The following is a 16833-nucleotide window of genomic DNA, read 5'->3' as shown; positions in this document are numbered from 1 at the left end:
CCTCCGCAGACCCCGCCACCGGCGCCCGCAACCCACCGTGCGACCGACCCCGGCCCGCCCTGGGCCTACGCTGAACATATGAGCAAGCAGAGCGGACGCGGGCGCGTGACCGGCCTTCCTGAATGGGACCGCTGCGCGGTCATGGGAGTCGTGAACGTGACCCCCGACTCCTTCTCCGACGGCGGCCGCTGGTTCGACACGACCGCCGCCGTCAAGCACGGCCTCGCCCTGGTCGCGGAGGGCGCCGACCTGGTCGACGTCGGCGGCGAGTCCACTCGCCCAGGCGCCACCCGCGTCGACGAGGCCGAGGAACTCAAGCGCGTCATCCCCGTCGTCCGCGGTCTCGCCTCCGAGGGCGTCACCGTCTCCGTCGACACCATGCGCGCTTCCGTCGCCGAACAGTCCCTCGCGGCCGGCGCCGCCCTGGTCAACGACGTCAGCGGCGGCCTCGCCGACCCCGCGATGATCCCGGTCGTCGCAGCGGCCGGCGCCCCCTTCGTCGTGATGCACTGGCGCGGCTTCCTGGCGGGCGGCAATGTGAAGGGCGTCTACGACGACGTCGTCACCGAGGTCGTCGACGAACTGCACGCACGCGTGGAGGCCGTTCTGGCGGGCGGCATCGCCCCCGACCGTGTCGTCGTCGACCCGGGCCTCGGCTTCTCCAAGGACGCCGAGCACGACCTCGTCCTCCTCGCCCACCTCGACCGGCTGCTCGCTCTCGGCCACCCGCTGCTCGTCGCCGCCTCCCGCAAACGCTTCCTCGGCCGGGTCCTGGCGGGCCCGGAGGCCGCGCCGCCGCCCGCGCGCGAGCGCGACGCGGCCACGGCCGCCGTCTCCGCGCTCGCGGCGCACGCCGGCGCGTGGGCGGTGCGTGTGCACGAGGTGCGCGCGACGGCGGACGCGGTACGGGTCTCGCGCGCCGTGGAAGGAGCGCGCGGAACGGCACACGCGCCGGGCGCGCACACCTCCGAGCGGGGTGCGCACTCCCCCGAAGGAGCCCGGTGAGCGCCCCACACACCGACGTAGAGCAGGTGGAAGCCGCGAACACCGCCTTCTACGAGGCGATGGAGCGCGGCGACTTCGAGGAGCTGACCTCCCTCTGGCTCACGCCGGCCGACCTCGGCGTCGACGAGACGTCTCACGACCCGGCCGATGCCGGCGTGATCTCCTGCGTGCACCCCGGCTGGCCGGTACTGACCGGCCGCGGCGAGGTCCTCAGGTCGTACGCGCTGATCATGGCGAACACCGAATACATCCAGTTCTTCCTCACCGATGTGCATGTCTCGGTCACCGGCGACACCGCGCTCGTCACCTGCACCGAGAACATCCTCAGCGGCGGCCCCGCACCCGAGGGCGGCGACGAGCTCGGCCCTCTCGTCGGACAGCTCGTGGTCGCCACGAATGTCTTCCGGCGCACCCCGGGCGGCTGGAAACTCTGGTCCCATCACGCCTCACCGGTTCTGGCCGAAACCGACGAGGACGAAAGCGACGACTCACCCTCCTGAGTGGGTAGGCGCCCCACAGGGACCAACAAGTGGTTGGAATCACGCGGCCCTGGGTAGGGGCGGCTACCAACCCGTGAGCCGCCGGGTTCCCCAGGGGAAACAGCCGATGAAACCTCCTGGCCCCGGCGCGGGCCCCGCCCCCGTGGAACGGCCCTGTCAGTGCCCGCAGGTAGATTCGTTCGAGGCCGGTGTGCCGCCCGCACACGGTACGGACCGGCCATTACCGACGATTGCAGGAGTGATTCGCGTGGATCGTGTCGCGCTGAGCGGCCTCAAGGCCCGCGGGTACCACGGGGTGTTCCCCAAGGAGCGCGAGGAGGGCCAGACCTTCATCGTGGACCTCGTCCTGGGCCTGGACACCCGGCCGGCCGCCGCCGACGACGACCTGGCGAAGACCGTGCACTACGGCATCGTGGCCGAGGAGGTCGTGGCCGTCGTCGAGGGCGAGCCCGTCAACCTCATCGAAACCCTCGCCGAGCGCATCGCCCAGGCCTGTCTGAAGCACGAAGGAGTCCAGGAGGTCGAGGTCCGCGTCCACAAACCCGACGCGCCGATCACCGTCCCCTTCGACGACGTGACCGTCACCATCATCCGGAGCCGAGTATGACCGCGTTCTTCACCGAGGGGCAGAGCGACCCGACCGTACAGCCGGTACCCGCCTCCGTCGTCGAGAAGGTCGACGCCGCCGACACCACCCTGCACAACCCGAAGCGCGCCGTGCTCTCCCTCGGCTCCAACCTCGGCAACCGCCTGGAGACCCTCCAGGGCGCCATCGACGCGCTGGAGGACACCCCGGGCGTCCGCATCAAGGCCGTCTCGCCCGTCTACGAGACCGAGCCGTGGGGCGTCGAGCACGGCAGCCAGCCCTCCTACTTCAACGCGGTCGTGGTCCTGAAGACCACGCTCCCCCCGTCCTCCCTGCTGGAGCGGGCCCACGCGGTCGAGGAGGCCTTCCACCGGGTCCGCGACGAGCGCTGGGGCCCGCGCACCCTGGACGTCGACATCGTCGCCTACGCCGACGTCGTCTCCGACGACCCCACCCTCACCCTCCCCCACCCGCGCGCGCACGAGCGGGCCTTCGTGCTCGCCCCCTGGCACGACGTGGAGCCCGGGGCCCAGCTCCCCGGCCGCGGCACAGTCGCCGATCTGCTCGGCACGCTGACCCGGGAAGGCGTCAGTCCCCGCGGAGACCTGGAACTCCGGCTGCCCGAGTAGTCGTTAAGGTCAAGACGATCGACCACAGTCCGTGGGGATCCGGGGGAGCTGAAGGGACACCGTGAGAGAGCTGCGCATCAGGGTGCTGGCCGGCGTGTTCATCGTCGCCGGCATCCTGTCCTGGGCGGGCGCCCGCCTCTGGAACTCGATCGGGACCCTGCCGAGCGTCCCCCTGGCCGCCCCCATCGTCCTGGCACTGATCGCCGCGGTCCTGCTGGCCACGGCCCTGTCGATCCGCTCCCGCCTCAAGGCCCAGCGTGAGCGCCGCCCCGGCGCCAAGGGCGTCGACCCCCTGATGGCCGCCCGCGCGGTCGTCTTCGGCCAGTCCAGCGCCCTGGTCGCCGCCCTCGTCGCCGGCATGTACGGCGGCACCGGCGTCTTCCTCCTGGAGACCCTCGACATCCCCGCCCGCCGCGACCAGGCCATCTACGCCGCCTTCTCCGTCGTCGCGGGCATCGCCGTCATAGCCTCCGCCATCTTCCTGGAACGAGTCTGCAAGCTCCCGGAGGACGACGAACACGACGGCACGGGGGCGGCACCGGTCGCCTAGGCGTCAGCGCGCCGGCAACAAAGAGAACATCAGCGCGCCATGATCAGGCTCATCGCCTCGGCCCGGGTCGCCGCGTCCCGCAGCTGACCGCGCACCGCCGAGGTGAGCGTCTTCGCCCCCGGCTTCCGGATCCCCCGCATCGACATGCACATGTGCTCGCACTCCACGACGACGATCACACCGCGCGGCTCCAGGATCTCCATCAGGGAGTCCGCGATCTGCGTGGTGAGTCGTTCCTGCACCTGCGGCCGCCGGGCGTAGACATCGACGAGCCGGGCCAGCTTGGACAGCCCCGTGATCTTGCCGGTGGTGGCCGGAATGTAGCCGACGTGCGCCACGCCCCGGAACGGGACCAGATGATGCTCACAGGTCGAGTACACCTCGATGTCCTTCACGAGCACCATCTCGTCGTGCCCGAGGTCGAACGTCGTGGTCAGCACATCCTCCGGCTGCTGCCACAACCCCGCGAATATCTCCTTGTACGCCCGGGCAACCCGCCCCGGCGTCTCCTTCAGCCCCTCGCGGTCCGGGTCCTCTCCGACCGCGATCAGCAGTTCGCGTACGGCGTTCTCGGCGCGCTTCTCGTCGAACTCGCCGATGCGGCCCTCGCCGTCCAGCGTCACGGGGTCGGTCATGTGGTGCCTCGTTCCTGTACGGGTGGCGCGTGTGGGTCACGCGTCTGAACTGCGGGCATACGAAAATGCCGCGCCCCCCAGGCTAAAACCAGGGGGACGCGGCATCCATTCCGGGCCCGGTGGGATCACCGGGACACGGGTCAGCTCTCCGGCCGCTCCTCGGGAGCGGGCTCGGTGACGGGCTCCGTCACCGTCGACTTGGCGGTGCTGATCGCCGGAGTCGCGCCGTTGGCACCGTTCGTCAGGGCCAGCTCCTTGGGGGAGAGCACCGGCGGACGGGTGGACGGCGTACGGCGGGAGGAGCCGGTCCAGGCGGGCCGGGGCGGGCGCTTGACGATGGGGGCGAAGATCTCGGCGATCTCCTCCTTGCCCAGCGTCTCCCGCTCCAGCAGTGCGAGGACCAGGTTGTCGAGGACGTCGCGGTTCTCGACCAGGATCTCCCAGGCCTCGTTGTGCGCCGTCTCGATGAGCTTCTTGACCTCTTCGTCGACCAGCGCGGCGACCTCTTCCGAGTAGTCGCGCTGGTGAGCCATCTCACGGCCGAGGAAAGGCTCGGTGTTGTCGCCGCCGAACTTGATCGCACCGAGGCGCTCGGTCATGCCGTACTGCGTGACCATCGCGCGGGCCGTGGTGGTGGCCTTCTCGATGTCGTTCGCGGCGCCCGTGGTCGGGTCGTGGAAGACGAGCTCCTCGGCCGCGCGGCCGCCCAGCATGTACGCGAGCTGGTCCAGCATCTCGTTGCGGGTCGTGGAGTACTTGTCCTCGTCCGGGAGCACCATCGTGTAGCCCAGCGCGCGGCCGCGGCTCAGGATCGTGATCTTGTGGACCGGGTCGGAGTTCGGTGAGGCCGCCGCGACCAGGGCGTGGCCGCCCTCGTGGTACGCGGTGATCTTCTTTTCCTTGTCCGACATGATCCGGGTCCGCTTCTGCGGGCCCGCCACGACGCGGTCGATCGCCTCGTCGAGCATCTGGTTGTCGATGAGCTTCTTGTCCGAGCGGGCCGTCAGCAGCGCCGCCTCGTTGAGCACGTTCGAAAGGTCCGCGCCCGTGAAGCCCGGCGTACGGCGGGCGACCGCCGAGAGGTCGACGTCCGGGGCGACCGGCTTGCCCTTCTGGTGGACCTTGAGGATCTCCAGACGGCCCTGCATGTCCGGGCGGTCGACCGCGATCTGGCGGTCGAAGCGGCCGGGGCGCAGCAGAGCCGGGTCGAGGATGTCGGGCCGGTTCGTCGCGGCGATGAGGATCACGCCGCCCTTGACGTCGAAGCCGTCCATCTCGACGAGCAGCTGGTTCAGGGTCTGCTCGCGCTCGTCGTGACCGCCGCCGAGGCCGGCGCCGCGGTGGCGGCCGACCGCGTCGATCTCGTCGACGAAGACGATCGCCGGGGCGTTCGCCTTGGCCTGCTCGAACAGGTCACGGACTCGGGAGGCACCGACGCCGACGAACATCTCGACGAAGTCGGAGCCGGAGATCGAGTAGAACGGCACGCCGGCCTCGCCCGCGACGGCACGCGCGAGCAGGGTCTTGCCGGTGCCGGGAGGGCCGTACAGGAGTACGCCCTTGGGGATCTTGGCGCCGACGGCCTGGAACTTGGCGGGCTCCTGGAGGAATTCCTTGATCTCGTGGAGTTCCTCGACGGCCTCGTCCGAGCCGGCGACGTCCGCGAACGTCGTCTTGGGGGTGTCCTTGGTGATGAGCTTGGCCTTGGACTTCCCGAAGTTCATGACTCGGGAGCCGCCGCCCTGCATCTGGTTCATCAGGAACAGGAAGACGACGACGATGAGAACGAAGGGGAGCAGCGAGAGCAGGATGCTCACGAAAGCGTTCTGCTTGGTCGGCGAGACCGTGTAGCCGTCCGGGATCTGCTTGTCCTGGAACTTGGTCTGCAGGGTGTTGGCGAGGGTCACACCCTGGTCGCCGATGTAGCTCGCCTGGATCTTCGAGCTGCCCTCGATCTTTTCGTCGTCCTTGAGCTGGACCTTGATGGTCTGCTCGTCACCGGTGGTCAGCTTTGCCGACTCGACCTTGTTGTCATTGATCGCCTGGACGACCTGGCCGGTGTCCACCGTCTTGTAGCCGCCGGACGAGCCGACGACCTGCATCAACACGACCACGGCAAGGACGGCCAGCACGATCCACATGACCGGCCCACGGAAGTATCGCTTCACGTCCATCCATACGGAGCGGTGTCGCCCCGTCCCTCCTGCCATAGTGAGTTTGATAAGACAGTTCTTCTGACGGTACCCCAGCATTCGCGCGAAGCCGCACGGGACGGCTGGCAATCCCGTCTCTGCATGCTCCAACGGCGCGAACCGCGCCGGGGTTCCCGATCGTCCTACAAGCGTCGCCCTTCTGGCTCAGCCGCCGTAGACGTGAGGCGCGAGCGTACCGACGAACGGGAGGTTGCGGTACTTCTCGGCGTAGTCGAGGCCGTAGCCGACGACGAACTCGTTGGGGATGTCGAAGCCGACCCACTCGACGTCGATGGCGACCTTGGCGGCGTCCGGCTTGCGCAGCAGGGTGCAGACCTTGAGCGACTCGGGCTCGCGGGAGCCGAGGTTGGACAGCAGCCACGACAGGGTCAGGCCGGAGTCGATGATGTCCTCGACGATCAGGACGTGCCGGCCCTTGATGTCCGTGTCGAGGTCCTTGAGGATCCGCACCACGCCGGAGGACTGGGTGCCCGCGCCGTAGGAGGACACGGCCATCCAGTCCATGGTGACGGGGGTGGACAGCGCCCGGGCGAGGTCCGCCATGACCATCACCGCGCCCTTGAGCACGCCGACGATGAGCAGGTCCTTGCCCGCGTACTCCGCATCGATCTTCGCGGCCAATTCGGCCAGCTTCGCGTCGATCTCTTCCTTGGTGATGAGCACCTGCTGGAGGTCGGCACCCATGTCTTTCGCGTCCACCCGCATCACTTTCGGTCGTCCCACCGGCTGTCCGCCCCCGGGAAGGGGGTGCGGATTCAGCCTTGCCGAATCACCAGTCTGCCACCCTGACGCTGGGCGACGACTTTGCCTGGGAGATTGATGGCCCCCTGGCCGCGCCAGCCGGTGATCAGACGGTCCACTTCCTCGATGTGCCGGGCGAAGAGCGAACCCGCGGGGGCACCGGCCTCGATGGCGGCGCGGCGCAGGATCCGGCGGCGTACGGCGGGCGGGAGGGCGTAGAGCTTGGCGCACTCCAGCAGGCCGGTCGCGTCGCGTACGGCGGTTTCGGCCTGACTGGCCCAGGCGTCGAGGGCGTCTGCATCGTCGCGGGACAGTTGGGCCGTACGGGCGAGGGCTTCGACGACGCCCTTGCCGAGGGCCTTCTCCAGGGCGGGCAGGCCCTCGTGGCGCAGGCGGGAGCGGGTGTAGGCGGGGTCCGCGTTGTGGGGGTCGTCCCAGACGGGGAGGGACTGGACCATGCAGGCGCGGCGGGCGGTCTGCCGGTCGAGTCCGAGGAAGGGGCGCCGATAACGGCCGTCGGCCCCCGAGACCGCGGCCATTCCGGACAGGGAGCGGATGCCGGAGCCGCGGGCGAGGCCGAGCAGGACGGTTTCGGCCTGGTCGTCGCGGGTGTGGCCGAGCAGAACGGCGAGGGCGCCGTGGCGCTGGGCGGCGGCGTCGAGGGCGGCGTAGCGGGCGTCCCGGGCGGCGGCCTCGGGGCCGCCTTCGCGGCCGACGGTGACGGCGGTGGACTCGACGGGGTCCAGGCCGAGTTCGCGCAGGCGCAGGACGACTTCCTCGGCGCGCAGATCGGAGCCGGGCTGGAGGCCGTGGTCGACGGTGATGCCGCCCGCGCGGATGCCGAGTTTGGGGGCCTCGAAGGCGAGGGCGGAGGCGAGGGCCATGGAGTCGGCGCCGCCGGAGCACGCCACGAGCACGAGCGGCGACGGCGGGCGCTCGGGCGGGGTGTCGGAGGAGGTGTCACTGTGTTCGGTGAGGATGTCGTGGAGGACGCGGCGGACCGCCAGGCGTATCGCCGCGACCGCAGGATGGGGACCCATGTCCGGTTCCCTTCATGAAGTTTTCGGGGGGTGAACCCGATGTCGGTCACTCAGAGTGTGTAGATGGTGACAGAAACGGGCGGTTCCCCGAGCATTGCACGCCTACCCATGGCTCACGGTCCCTCGGACGGGTGATTGAAGGGGCGTTCGCCTGCCGTCGGCCGGATTCGTTTCACGACGTTCCCGGGGGGGGTCACGACTCGGCCTTGCGGTGCACCCGCGCGACCCAGTCCGCCGGTTTGGCGATCTCCGCCTTGGTCGGGAGGGTGTTGGGGGAGGTCCACACGCGGTTGAAGCCGTCCATGCCGACCTGGTCGACGACCGCCCGCACGAAGCGTTCGCCGTCGCGGTACTGGCGGAGCTTGGCGTCCAGGCCGAGCAGTTTGCGCAGAGCCAGGTCCAGTCGGGAGGCGCCCTTGGCGCGGCGCTGCTGGAACTTCTCGCGGATCTCGGCGACGGACGGCACGACGGCCGGACCGACGCCGTCCATCACGAAGTCGGCGTGGCCCTCCAGGAGGGACATCACGGCGGTGAGGCGGCCGAGGATCTCGCGCTGGGCCGGGGTCTGCACGATCTCGACGAAGGAGCGTCCGCCGTCGTCCTCCTCGCCCTCGGGCCTGCTCCCGGCGAGGGACTGGGCGGCCTCCCGGATGCGCTCCAGCACGGTCATGGGGTCGACGTCGGTCTCCCCCAAGAAAGACTGGATTTCACCCTCCAGGTGGTCCCGCAGCCAGGGCACGGCGGTGAACTGGGTGCGGTGGGTCTCCTCGTGCAGGCAGACCCAGAGGCGGAAGTCGTGGGGCTGTACGTCGAGTTCGCGCTCCACGTGCACGATGTTCGGCGCGACGAGCAGCAGGCGGCCGCCGCCGTTGGTGCCGGCGGGCAGTTCGCGGGTGGCGGGGGCGAAGGTCTCGTACTGGCCGAGGACGCGGGAGGCGAGAAACGACAGCAGCATGCCGAGTTCGACGCCGGTGACCTTGCCGCCGACGGCGCCGAGGACCGCGCCGCCGGGGGTGTCGCTGCGGCGCTCCTGCATCTTGTCCAGGAGCGGTTTGAGCAGTTCCCGGAAGCCGGCCACGTTGGCCCGGACCCAGCCGGGGCGGTCGACGACGAGGACGGGGGTGTCGTGGGTCTCCTCGGTGCCCAGACGAGTGAAGCCCCGGACGTGTTCCTCCGAGGCTTTGGCGTGCCGGCGCAGCTCGGCGACGACGGCGCGGGCCTCATCGCGGCTGACCTCGGGGCCCGGCCGCATCAGCCGGGTCGCGGTCGCCACCGCGAGATTCCAGTCGACCATCCCAGGAGTTGCCGCACCACCGATGCTCGTCATGCGTCAACCGTACGTGAGCGCTGCGGCTGTGGGCAGGGCGTCGAGTTCGGCCGGGTCCGGGCGAGTTCGCGCCGGTTCAGCTGCAGCCGCACCCCGCCAGGGCGGTCGCCGCCTTGTCCAGCGCCGACTGGGCCTCTGCCGGGTTGGTGGTGTCGGTGGCCAGGAAGGCGAAGGCCAGCAGGTGGCCGTCGCTGTCGACGGCGGTGCCCGCGAGGGCGTTCACGCCGGTCAGGGTGCCGGTCTTGGCGCGTACGACGCCGGCCGCGCCGTCCGCGTAGCGGCTGGTCAGGGTGCCGGTGAAGCCCGCGACGGGCAGGCCGGTGAGGATCGGGCGGAGTTCGGGACGGGCGGGGTCGCCGGACTGTGCGAGCAGGGCCGTGAGCAGGTCGGCCGTGAGGCGGTTGTCGCGGTTGAGGCCGCTGCCGTCCTTGAATTCGGTGCCCTTCACGGGCAGTCCGAGCTTGTTGAGTTCGGCGCGGATCGCGCGGCCCGCGCCGGTGAGGTCGGGGCGTTCGCCGGTGGCGATGGCGGTGTGCCGGGCGAGGGCCTCGGCGATGTCGTTGTCGCTGTTGGTGAGCATGCGCTCGACGAGGGCCGACAGCGGCGGCGAGGAAACCTCGGCGAGGGTCTCGGCGCGGGCCGTCGCCTTGGAGGGGCCGGGCGAGGTCGTTCTGATGCCGTGGTCCTCGATCAGGTCGGCGAAGGTACGGGCCGCCTCCGCCGCCGGTTCGCTCACCCGCGGCACGGGCCCGCTGGTGGAGTCGTCGGTGCGGGCCTCGTCCGCCATCAGGGCGCTGACCGGCGCGAGGTTGTCGTTGACCCCGATCGGGTGGAGCTCCTCGCCCGCGTAGAGCGTGGTGTCGTACGACAGGGTCACCTCGCGCACGCCGTCCTTCTTCAGGGCGGCGGCGGTGTCCTCGGCGAGGGTGCGCAGGCTCGCGAGGCCTTCGGCGTCCTCGCGGGCGGTGAGGGTGGGGTCGCCGCCGCCGACGAGGACGAGTTCCTTGGTGTCCGGTTCCAGGGCGGTGCGGGTGGTGAGGCGGTGGTCGGGGCCGAGGGCGGACAGGGCCGCGGCGGCGGTGGCGATCTTCGTGGTGGAGGCGGGGGTGAGCGCGGTGTCGGCGCCGGCGCCGTACAGGCGCTTGCCGGTGGTCACGTCGACGACGGCGGCGGAGTGGCGGGCGCCGAGCGCGGGGACGTCCAGGAGCGGGTCGAGGAGGGTGGACAGGGCCTTGCTGCCGGGTGCCGCTTTCACCCGCCCGGCGGCTCCGCCGAGGCCGGTGAGGACGGATGCGGCGCTCGGAGCAGGGCCGGGTGCCTTGGCCGCCGTATCGGAACTACGGCCGTGATCTGCGCCACCCGTGCCCTCCTGGGCGGCTGCCCGGTCGCGCTCGGCCGTACGCTGACCCGAGGAGTCCCAGGGACCGGCGGCGGTCACCACCCCGACGGCCAGCGCGAGGCCCGCGGTGGCGGCGCCGGCGGTGTACTGCCAGGTCTTCGGCCTTGTGACCTGTGCCGAGACGGTTCGGCCGAGCCTTGCCAGGCGCGGTCGTCCGGCCGTGGCCGCCCGTGCGAGACGCGGTCGTACGGCGCCCGCGATCCGTGCCAGCCGCGGTCTCGCGGCTCGCCAAGGCCTCAGCTCTGGCACGACCACCAGCCCCTTTCGCGATCACACACCTGCGTGAGGGACACTTAACCACCAGAACTATGTGCTGATCATGGAGGAGCCACCGGTGGAGTTCGACGTCACGATCGAGATTCCGAAGGGTTCGCGGAACAAGTACGAGGTGGACCACGAGACCGGTCGGATCCGCCTGGACCGTCGCCTCTTCACCTCGACCGCCTACCCGACCGACTACGGCTTCGTCGAGAACACCCTCGGCGAGGACGGCGACCCGCTGGACGCGCTGGTCATCCTGGACGAGCCGACCTTCCCGGGCTGCCTCATCAAGTGCCGCGCGATCGGCATGTTCCGGATGACCGACGAGGCCGGCGGCGACGACAAGCTGCTGTGCGTGCCGGCGACGGACCCGCGCCAGGAGCACCTGCGGGACATCCACCACGTGTCGGAGTTCGACCGCCTGGAGATCCAGCACTTCTTCGAGGTCTACAAGGACCTGGAGCCCGGCAAGTCCGTCGAGGGCGCCGACTGGGTCGGCCGTACCGAGGCCGAAGCCGAGATCGAGCGTTCCTACAAGCGCTTCAAGGACCAGGGCGGCCACTGAGCCCCGGGTCTCCTGAGGTTTGTGTCACGGAACGGGCCGCACGCGCACGCGTGCGGCCCGTCGTGTTCGTGTGCGCATACTGAGGCTTGGCCAGGAGGCGTCGTACAGGGAGCGCTGCGCAAGTGACGGAGGCGGAGGACCGCAAGCCGCAGTCGGACGAGGCGACCGGCACGTTCGACCCCGAGATCACATCCGAGTTCGCCCTGCCCGAAGGGCTCGCCGTTCTCAGAGGCGAGTCCGAGACCTCGTCGGAGTTCGCGCTCCCGGTCGGTCTGGACGCGCCGCCGGGGCCGACCGCCGAGCCGGAGGGGTCGGCGTTCAGCCCGCCGAGCACCTATCACTCCAGTGACGCGCCGCCCGCGTTCACCCCGGCGACCGGGATCCCCGCGGTCAGTCTGACCAAGAACGTGCCCTGGCAGGACCGGATGCGCACGATGCTGCGGATGCCGGTGGCCGAGCGGCCGGCGCCGGAGCGGGTCCACAAGGCCGAGGACGAGGGGCCGGCCGTCCCGCGCGTGCTCGACCTGACGCTGCGTATCGGCGAGCTGCTGCTCGCGGGCGGTGAGGGCGCGGAGGACGTCGAGGCGGCGATGTTCGCGGTCTGCCGGTCCTACGGCCTGGACCGCTGCGAGCCGAACGTCACCTTCACCCTGCTGTCGATCTCCTACCAGCCGTCCCTGGTGGACGATCCGGTGTCGGCGGCGCGGACGGTACGGCGGCGCGGGACCGACTACACGCGGCTCGCGGCGGTGTTCCGGCTGGTGGACGACCTCAGTGACGCGGAGAGCCATATCTCGCTGGAGGAGGCCTACCGGCGGCTCGCGGAGATCCGCCGCAACCGGCATCCGTATCCGACCTGGGTGCTGACCTCGGCGAGCGGACTGCTGGCGGGTGCGGCCTCGGTGCTGGTCGGTGGTGATCTGATCGTGTTCATCGCCGCGGCGGTGGGCGCGATGCTCGGCGACCGGCTGGCGTGGCTGTGCGCGGGGCGGGGGCTGCCGGAGTTCTACCAGTTCACGGTGGCCGCGATGCCTCCGGCCGCGATAGGGGTCGCGCTGACCCTGGCGCATGTGGACGCGAAGGCGTCCGCCGTGATCACCGGTGGGCTGTTCGCGCTGCTGCCCGGGCGGGCGCTGGTGGCGGGCGTGCAGGACGGCCTGACCGGGTTCTACATCACCGCCTCGGCGCGGCTGCTGGAGGTCATGTACTTCTTCGTCGGGATCGTCGTCGGAGTGCTGATCATCCTGTACTTCGGCGTGAACCTCGGCGCGAAGCTGAACCCGGACGCGGCGCTGAACATCTCCGAGCGGCCCTACTGGCAGATCGGTGCCTCGATGCTGCTGTCGCTGACCTTCGCGGTGCTGCTGCAGCAGGAACGGTCCACCGTGCTGGCCGTCACGCTGAACGGCGGGGTCGCCTGGTCGGTGTACGGCGCGCTGCACTACACCGCCGGTCTTTCGCCGGTCGCCTCTACGGCCGTGGCGGCGGGGCTGGTGGGGCTGTTCGGGCAGTTGCTGTCGCGGTACCGGTTCGCGTCGGCGCTGCCGTACACGACCGCGGCGATCGGGCCCCTGTTGCCAGGGTCCGCGACCTACTTCGGGTTGTTGTCCATCGCGCAGAACGAGGTGGACAAGGGGTTGGTGTCGCTGGCCACGGCGGCGTCGTTGGCCATGGCCATCGCCATCGGGGTGAACCTCGGGTCGGAGATCTCGCGGTTGTTCCTGCGGCTTCCCGGTGGGACCGAGGCGGGACGCAGGGCTGCTAAGCGGACTCGGGGGTTCTGAGCCCGGATCGATACAGTCCCGCGCCCCTCAGGGAGTCTCTAGTAGCCCTGGTTGTAGGGGTACTGGTTGTTCTGCTGCTGGTCGTGCTGCTGGTTGCCGTAGCCCTGGGGGTACTGCTGGGCGTACGGCTGCTGCTGGCCGTAGTACTGCTGCTGGGGGGGCTGGTCCGTCGGGTCGATGCGGCGGAGCTGGGTCGTCGCGTCGTCCATCACCTGCGGGTGCTGCTGGTGGTGCTGTTGGCCGGGCTGGGGCGCGGGGGCCTCGGCGGCCGCGCGCTTCTTCTTGGAGCGCTCGCGGAGGTACTCGACGATGATCGGGACGACCGAGATGAAGACGATCAGGATGAGGATCGACTCGACGTTCTTCTTGATGAAGCCGATCTGACCCAGCCAGTAACCCGCGAGGGTGACGCCGGTGCCCCAGGCGATACCGCCGATGATGTTGTACGTCAGGAAGGTGCGGTACTTCATCCGGCCAGCGCCGGCCACGATGGGCGCGAAGGTGCGGACGATCGGCACAAAGCGGGCCAGAACGATCGCCTTGGGGCCGTACTTCTCCATGAACTCGTGCGCTTTCTCCAGGTTCTCCTGTTTGAAGAGCTTGGAGTTGGGGCGGCTGAAGAGCTTCGGGCCGAAGAACTTGCCGATCATGTAGCCGACCTGGTCGCCGATGACTGCGGCGAGCACGATCAGGGTGCAGACCAGCCACAGGGGCTGGGTGATGTAGTTGCCCTCGGCCACGAAGAGACCCGCCGTGAACAGCAGCGAGTCACCGGGCAGGAACGCGAAGAGGCCCGATTCGGCGAAGACGATCAGCAGGATGCCGGGCAGGCTGAAGGTCTCGATCAGGTAGTCCGGGCTGAGCCACTCGGGGCCGAGCGCAAGGGTGGTCACGGGTTCGTGGCTCCTGCGGGGTGGGGCGGGCGGGGGCTGGTTGCTAAAAGTACCAACGCGGCACTCCTACCAACGCACCGCTGGAGGCCCAGGTTCCATGGGCCCCCACAGGATGCCCTTTGCCCCGGCTCGGGCAAAGCTGTGAACCATGGGTATCGAAGAGTACGGCGGCGGACAGGGCCCCCAGCCCGATGTCCTGGTGGTCACCACGAACGACGTACCCGGCTACCGGGTGCAGGAGGTCATCGGCGAGGTCTTCGGGTTGACGGTGCGCTCCCGGCATCTGGGCAGCCAGATCGGCGCGGGGCTGAAGTCGATGGTCGGCGGTGAGCTCAAGGGGCTCACCAAGACACTGGTGCAGACCCGCAACCAGGCCATGGAACGGCTGGTGGAACAGGCCCGCGCGCGGGGCGCCAACGCGGTGCTGGCCTTCCGGTTCGATGTGACGGAAGCCGCCGATGTCGGCACCGAGGTGTGCGCGTACGGAACGGCCGTGGTCGTGGCCCGGGAGTGAGCCCCCGGGCCACGACGGTCACGACGTGTGGCGGTCGGCGTTGGCGAGGATCGCGTCGCGCAGGTGCTCGGCGAGTCCCGGACCCATGGCGTCGTAGAACGCCTTGAAGCGTTCGTCGGAGACGTACATCTCGCCGAAGCACCGGTGCATCTCGTAGGGAACCTCGAAGTAGTACCTGCTGATGTGCTGCCGGTGTTCCTCGGCGAGGTCCATGGCCGCCTCCCCGGACGGCTGTTCGCCGCCCGCCACCAGGGCCGCGTACCGCGCGCCCCAGTCGTCGACCTCGGCCTGGATGCGCTTCCAGTCCTCCTTGGTGTACGTCGCGACCCGGCGCTGGGACTCGGCGTACACCTCGGTGTCGCCCCAGCGCTGCTCGGCCTCCTCGGCGTACTGCTGCGGGTCCTTGTCGCCGAAGACCTCGAAGCGCTCCTCGGGCGTGAGATTGATCCCCATCTTGCGTGCCTCCATGGCCTGCTCCACGGCCGTCGCCATCTTCTGGAGCTTCTCGATCCGGGCGGTCAGCAACTCGTGCTGGCGGCGCAGATGCGCGCGCGGGTCGACGTCCGGATCGTCGAGCAGGGCGGCGACCTCGTCGAGCGGGAAGCCGAGCTCCCGGTAGAACAGGATCTGCTGCAGCCGTTCGAGGTCCCCGTCGCTGTAGCGCCGGTGGCCCGCGTGGCTGCGCTCGCTCGGGGCGAGCAGGCCGATGTCGTCGTAGTGGTGCAAGGCCCGCACCGTCACTCCGGCGAAGCCCGCGACCTGTCCCACGGAGTAGCTCACTTCATCCGCTCCCTTCTCGGTACGCACTCCACGGTGAATCCTCACGCCACGTGAGGTGCAAGCCCACTCGGTATGCCTGCATTGCCCGAATTGCGCGCTTATGGTGTCCCTCGTGGCCCAGGAACCCGCGCCGCAGGCGCCCGCCGCCCCGGCGAGACCGGCGACCCCGGCACGCACCCTGCTACCGCTGATCCTCCCCGCCGTGATCGTGGGCGTGGGAGCGAGCCTGCTGTTACTCGGGGTGAGCGAGGCGGCCGAAGCCCTCCAGGACGTGCTGTGGCAGAACCTGCCGGACGCGCTGGGTGTGGGCCGCTACTCCGTGCTGTGGATGATGATCATGCTCACCGCCACCGGAGTCGCCGTCGGTCTGGTGGTGTGGAAGGTCCCCGGGCATGCCGGGCCCGACCCCGCCACCACCGGTCTCGAAGCCCCCGTACTGCCCCCCGCCGTGCTGCCGGGTCTGCTGCTGGCGACCGCCCTGATGCTCGCGGGCGGGCCCAGCCTGGGCCCGGAGAACCCGATCATCGCCGCCAATGTGGGCCTCACCTTCTGGATCGGGCACCGCTTGCTGCCCAAGGCGCCCGGCGGGCTGTGGGCGGCGCTCGCGGAGGCGGCGACCATCGGCGCGCTGTTCGGCACGCCGGTGGCGGCGGCGCTGGTGATCTCCGAGGCGCTGGCCGGGCGCAAGATCCGCGGGGCGCTGTGGGACAACGTCTTCGCCCCGCTCGTGGCCGCCGCGGTCGGCGCGACCACCACCACGCTGATCGCCGAGCCGACCTTCGACCTGGATCTGCCCGCCTTCGACCACCCCGGCTGGGACGATCTGCTGGCGGCGGTGGTGATCGCCTCGGCGGGCGCGCTGCTCGGACTGGCGGCCGTGTACGCCTTCCCGTATGTCCACGCCGCGTTCAACTGGCTGCGGCACCCGATGCTGATGCTTCCGGTGGGCGGACTCGTCCTGGGCCTGTTGGGGGCCCTGGGCGGCCATCTGACGCTCTTCAAGGGGCTGGACGAGATCGGGGAGCTGGCGGCCGATCCCGACGGCTGGTCGGCGGGCGAGTTCGCCACGATGTCGGTGGTGAAGCTGGCCGCCATGGTGGTCGCCGCCTGCTGCGGCTTCCGGGGCGGGCGGATCTTCCCGTCCGTCTTCGTGGGCGTGGCCCTCGGACTGTGCGCCCACGCACTGGTGCCGGAGGTGCATTCCGCGCTCGCGGTCTCGACCGCCGTGCTCGGTGTCCTGCTCGCAGTCACCCGGCAGGGCTGGGTGAGCCTGTTCACCGCCGCCGTCCTGGTCGCCTCCCCCACCATCCTCGCCCTCCTCTGCATCGCCTCGCTGCCCGCCTGGCTGCTCGTCACCGGCCGCCCCCAGATGCAGCTGCGCGAGGACGGCACCCCTGTCCGCTGAACTCCC

At 70.2% G+C, this 16833-nt stretch carries 17 protein-coding genes; 9 read left to right on the top strand and 8 right to left on the bottom strand.

Annotated elements, in window-relative coordinates; all coding sequences use genetic code 11:
• The first annotated feature begins 78 nt into the window (after positions 1–78).
• The 5 genes from folP to STRCI_RS22695 all read left to right on the top strand — a co-directional run bounded on the left by folP (position 79) and on the right by STRCI_RS22695 (position 3270).
• Positions 79–1005: a dihydropteroate synthase gene (gene folP, locus STRCI_RS22715; protein ID WP_269660798.1), complete on the top strand. Its 927-nt coding sequence runs from the start codon at positions 79–81 to the stop codon at positions 1003–1005.
• Positions 1002–1505: a nuclear transport factor 2 family protein gene (locus STRCI_RS22710; RefSeq protein WP_269660797.1), complete on the top strand. Its 504-nt coding sequence runs from the start codon at positions 1002–1004 to the stop codon at positions 1503–1505. Before folP ends, STRCI_RS22710 begins: the two co-directional genes overlap by 4 nt.
• A 247-nt stretch (positions 1506–1752) precedes the next feature.
• Positions 1753–2112 (top strand): dihydroneopterin aldolase, encoded by a 360-nt coding sequence (folB, locus tag STRCI_RS22705; protein WP_269660796.1) that lies wholly within the window; start codon positions 1753–1755, stop codon positions 2110–2112.
• Complete coding sequence (gene folK / locus STRCI_RS22700) at positions 2109–2720, top strand: 2-amino-4-hydroxy-6-hydroxymethyldihydropteridine diphosphokinase (RefSeq protein ID WP_269660795.1); 612 nt, start codon at positions 2109–2111, stop codon at positions 2718–2720. Before folB ends, folK begins: the two co-directional genes overlap by 4 nt.
• 61 nt (positions 2721–2781) lie before the next feature.
• Complete coding sequence (locus STRCI_RS22695) at positions 2782–3270, top strand: DUF3180 domain-containing protein (protein ID WP_269660794.1); 489 nt, start codon at positions 2782–2784, stop codon at positions 3268–3270.
• 29 nt (positions 3271–3299) lie between these two features.
• Here the strand turns inward: STRCI_RS22695 and folE are convergent, their stop codons facing one another.
• The 6 genes from folE to dacB all read right to left on the bottom strand — a co-directional run bounded on the left by folE (position 3300) and on the right by dacB (position 10880).
• Positions 3300–3905, bottom strand: a complete 606-nt coding sequence (gene folE, locus STRCI_RS22690) for a GTP cyclohydrolase I FolE (protein WP_269660793.1) — start codon at positions 3903–3905, stop codon at positions 3300–3302.
• A gap of 140 nt (positions 3906–4045) precedes the next feature.
• Positions 4046–6079, bottom strand: a complete 2034-nt coding sequence (gene ftsH / locus STRCI_RS22685) for an ATP-dependent zinc metalloprotease FtsH (RefSeq protein WP_269660792.1) — start codon at positions 6077–6079, stop codon at positions 4046–4048.
• 183 nt (positions 6080–6262) lie between these two features.
• Positions 6263–6823, bottom strand: a complete 561-nt coding sequence (gene hpt, locus STRCI_RS22680; protein WP_269664621.1) for a hypoxanthine phosphoribosyltransferase — start codon at positions 6821–6823, stop codon at positions 6263–6265.
• A 50-nt stretch (positions 6824–6873) separates the two neighbouring features.
• Positions 6874–7899, bottom strand: a complete 1026-nt coding sequence (tilS, locus tag STRCI_RS22675; RefSeq protein ID WP_269660791.1) for a tRNA lysidine(34) synthetase TilS — start codon at positions 7897–7899, stop codon at positions 6874–6876.
• A gap of 193 nt (positions 7900–8092) precedes the next feature.
• Positions 8093–9226, bottom strand: a complete 1134-nt coding sequence (locus STRCI_RS22670) for a zinc-dependent metalloprotease (protein ID WP_269660790.1) — start codon at positions 9224–9226, stop codon at positions 8093–8095.
• 76 nt (positions 9227–9302) lie between these two features.
• On the bottom strand, positions 9303–10880 hold the full coding sequence (gene dacB, locus STRCI_RS22665; protein WP_269660789.1) for a D-alanyl-D-alanine carboxypeptidase/D-alanyl-D-alanine endopeptidase: 1578 nt from the start codon (positions 10878–10880) through the stop codon (positions 9303–9305).
• A gap of 79 nt (positions 10881–10959) precedes the next feature.
• Here dacB and STRCI_RS22660 point away from each other — a divergent pair, with 79 nt between their 5' ends.
• Complete coding sequence (locus STRCI_RS22660) at positions 10960–11451, top strand: inorganic diphosphatase (RefSeq protein WP_015658794.1); 492 nt, start codon at positions 10960–10962, stop codon at positions 11449–11451.
• Positions 11452–11573: 122 nt separating this feature from the next.
• Positions 11574–13235, top strand: a complete 1662-nt coding sequence (locus STRCI_RS22655) for a threonine/serine exporter family protein (RefSeq protein ID WP_269660788.1) — start codon at positions 11574–11576, stop codon at positions 13233–13235.
• 38 nt (positions 13236–13273) lie between these two features.
• Here STRCI_RS22655 and STRCI_RS22650 read toward each other — a convergent pair whose 3' ends face one another.
• Positions 13274–14128, bottom strand: a complete 855-nt coding sequence (locus STRCI_RS22650) for a DedA family protein (protein WP_269660787.1) — start codon at positions 14126–14128, stop codon at positions 13274–13276.
• A gap of 148 nt (positions 14129–14276) precedes the next feature.
• On the opposite strand from STRCI_RS22650, the gene STRCI_RS22645 reads away from it, so the two are divergent.
• Positions 14277–14642: a YbjQ family protein gene (locus STRCI_RS22645; RefSeq protein WP_269660786.1), complete on the top strand. Its 366-nt coding sequence runs from the start codon at positions 14277–14279 to the stop codon at positions 14640–14642.
• Positions 14643–14660: 18 nt separating this feature from the next.
• Here STRCI_RS22645 and STRCI_RS22640 read toward each other — a convergent pair whose 3' ends face one another.
• Complete coding sequence (locus STRCI_RS22640) at positions 14661–15422, bottom strand: MerR family transcriptional regulator (RefSeq protein ID WP_269660785.1); 762 nt, start codon at positions 15420–15422, stop codon at positions 14661–14663.
• Positions 15423–15534: 112 nt separating this feature from the next.
• Here STRCI_RS22640 and STRCI_RS22635 point away from each other — a divergent pair, with 112 nt between their 5' ends.
• Positions 15535–16827 carry an ion channel protein gene (locus STRCI_RS22635; protein WP_269660784.1) on the top strand — a complete coding sequence of 431 codons (1293 nt, stop codon included), beginning with the start codon at positions 15535–15537 and terminating at the stop codon, positions 16825–16827.
• Positions 16828–16833: the final 6 nt, after the last annotated feature.

It is taken from the genome of Streptomyces cinnabarinus (assembly GCF_027270315.1).
In the GTDB taxonomy this organism is placed as follows: Bacteria; Actinomycetota; Actinomycetes; order Streptomycetales; family Streptomycetaceae; genus Streptomyces; species Streptomyces cinnabarinus.
The sequence above is the reverse complement of the archived record's forward strand: the minus strand, read 5'-3'. Positions and strand labels throughout refer to the sequence as shown.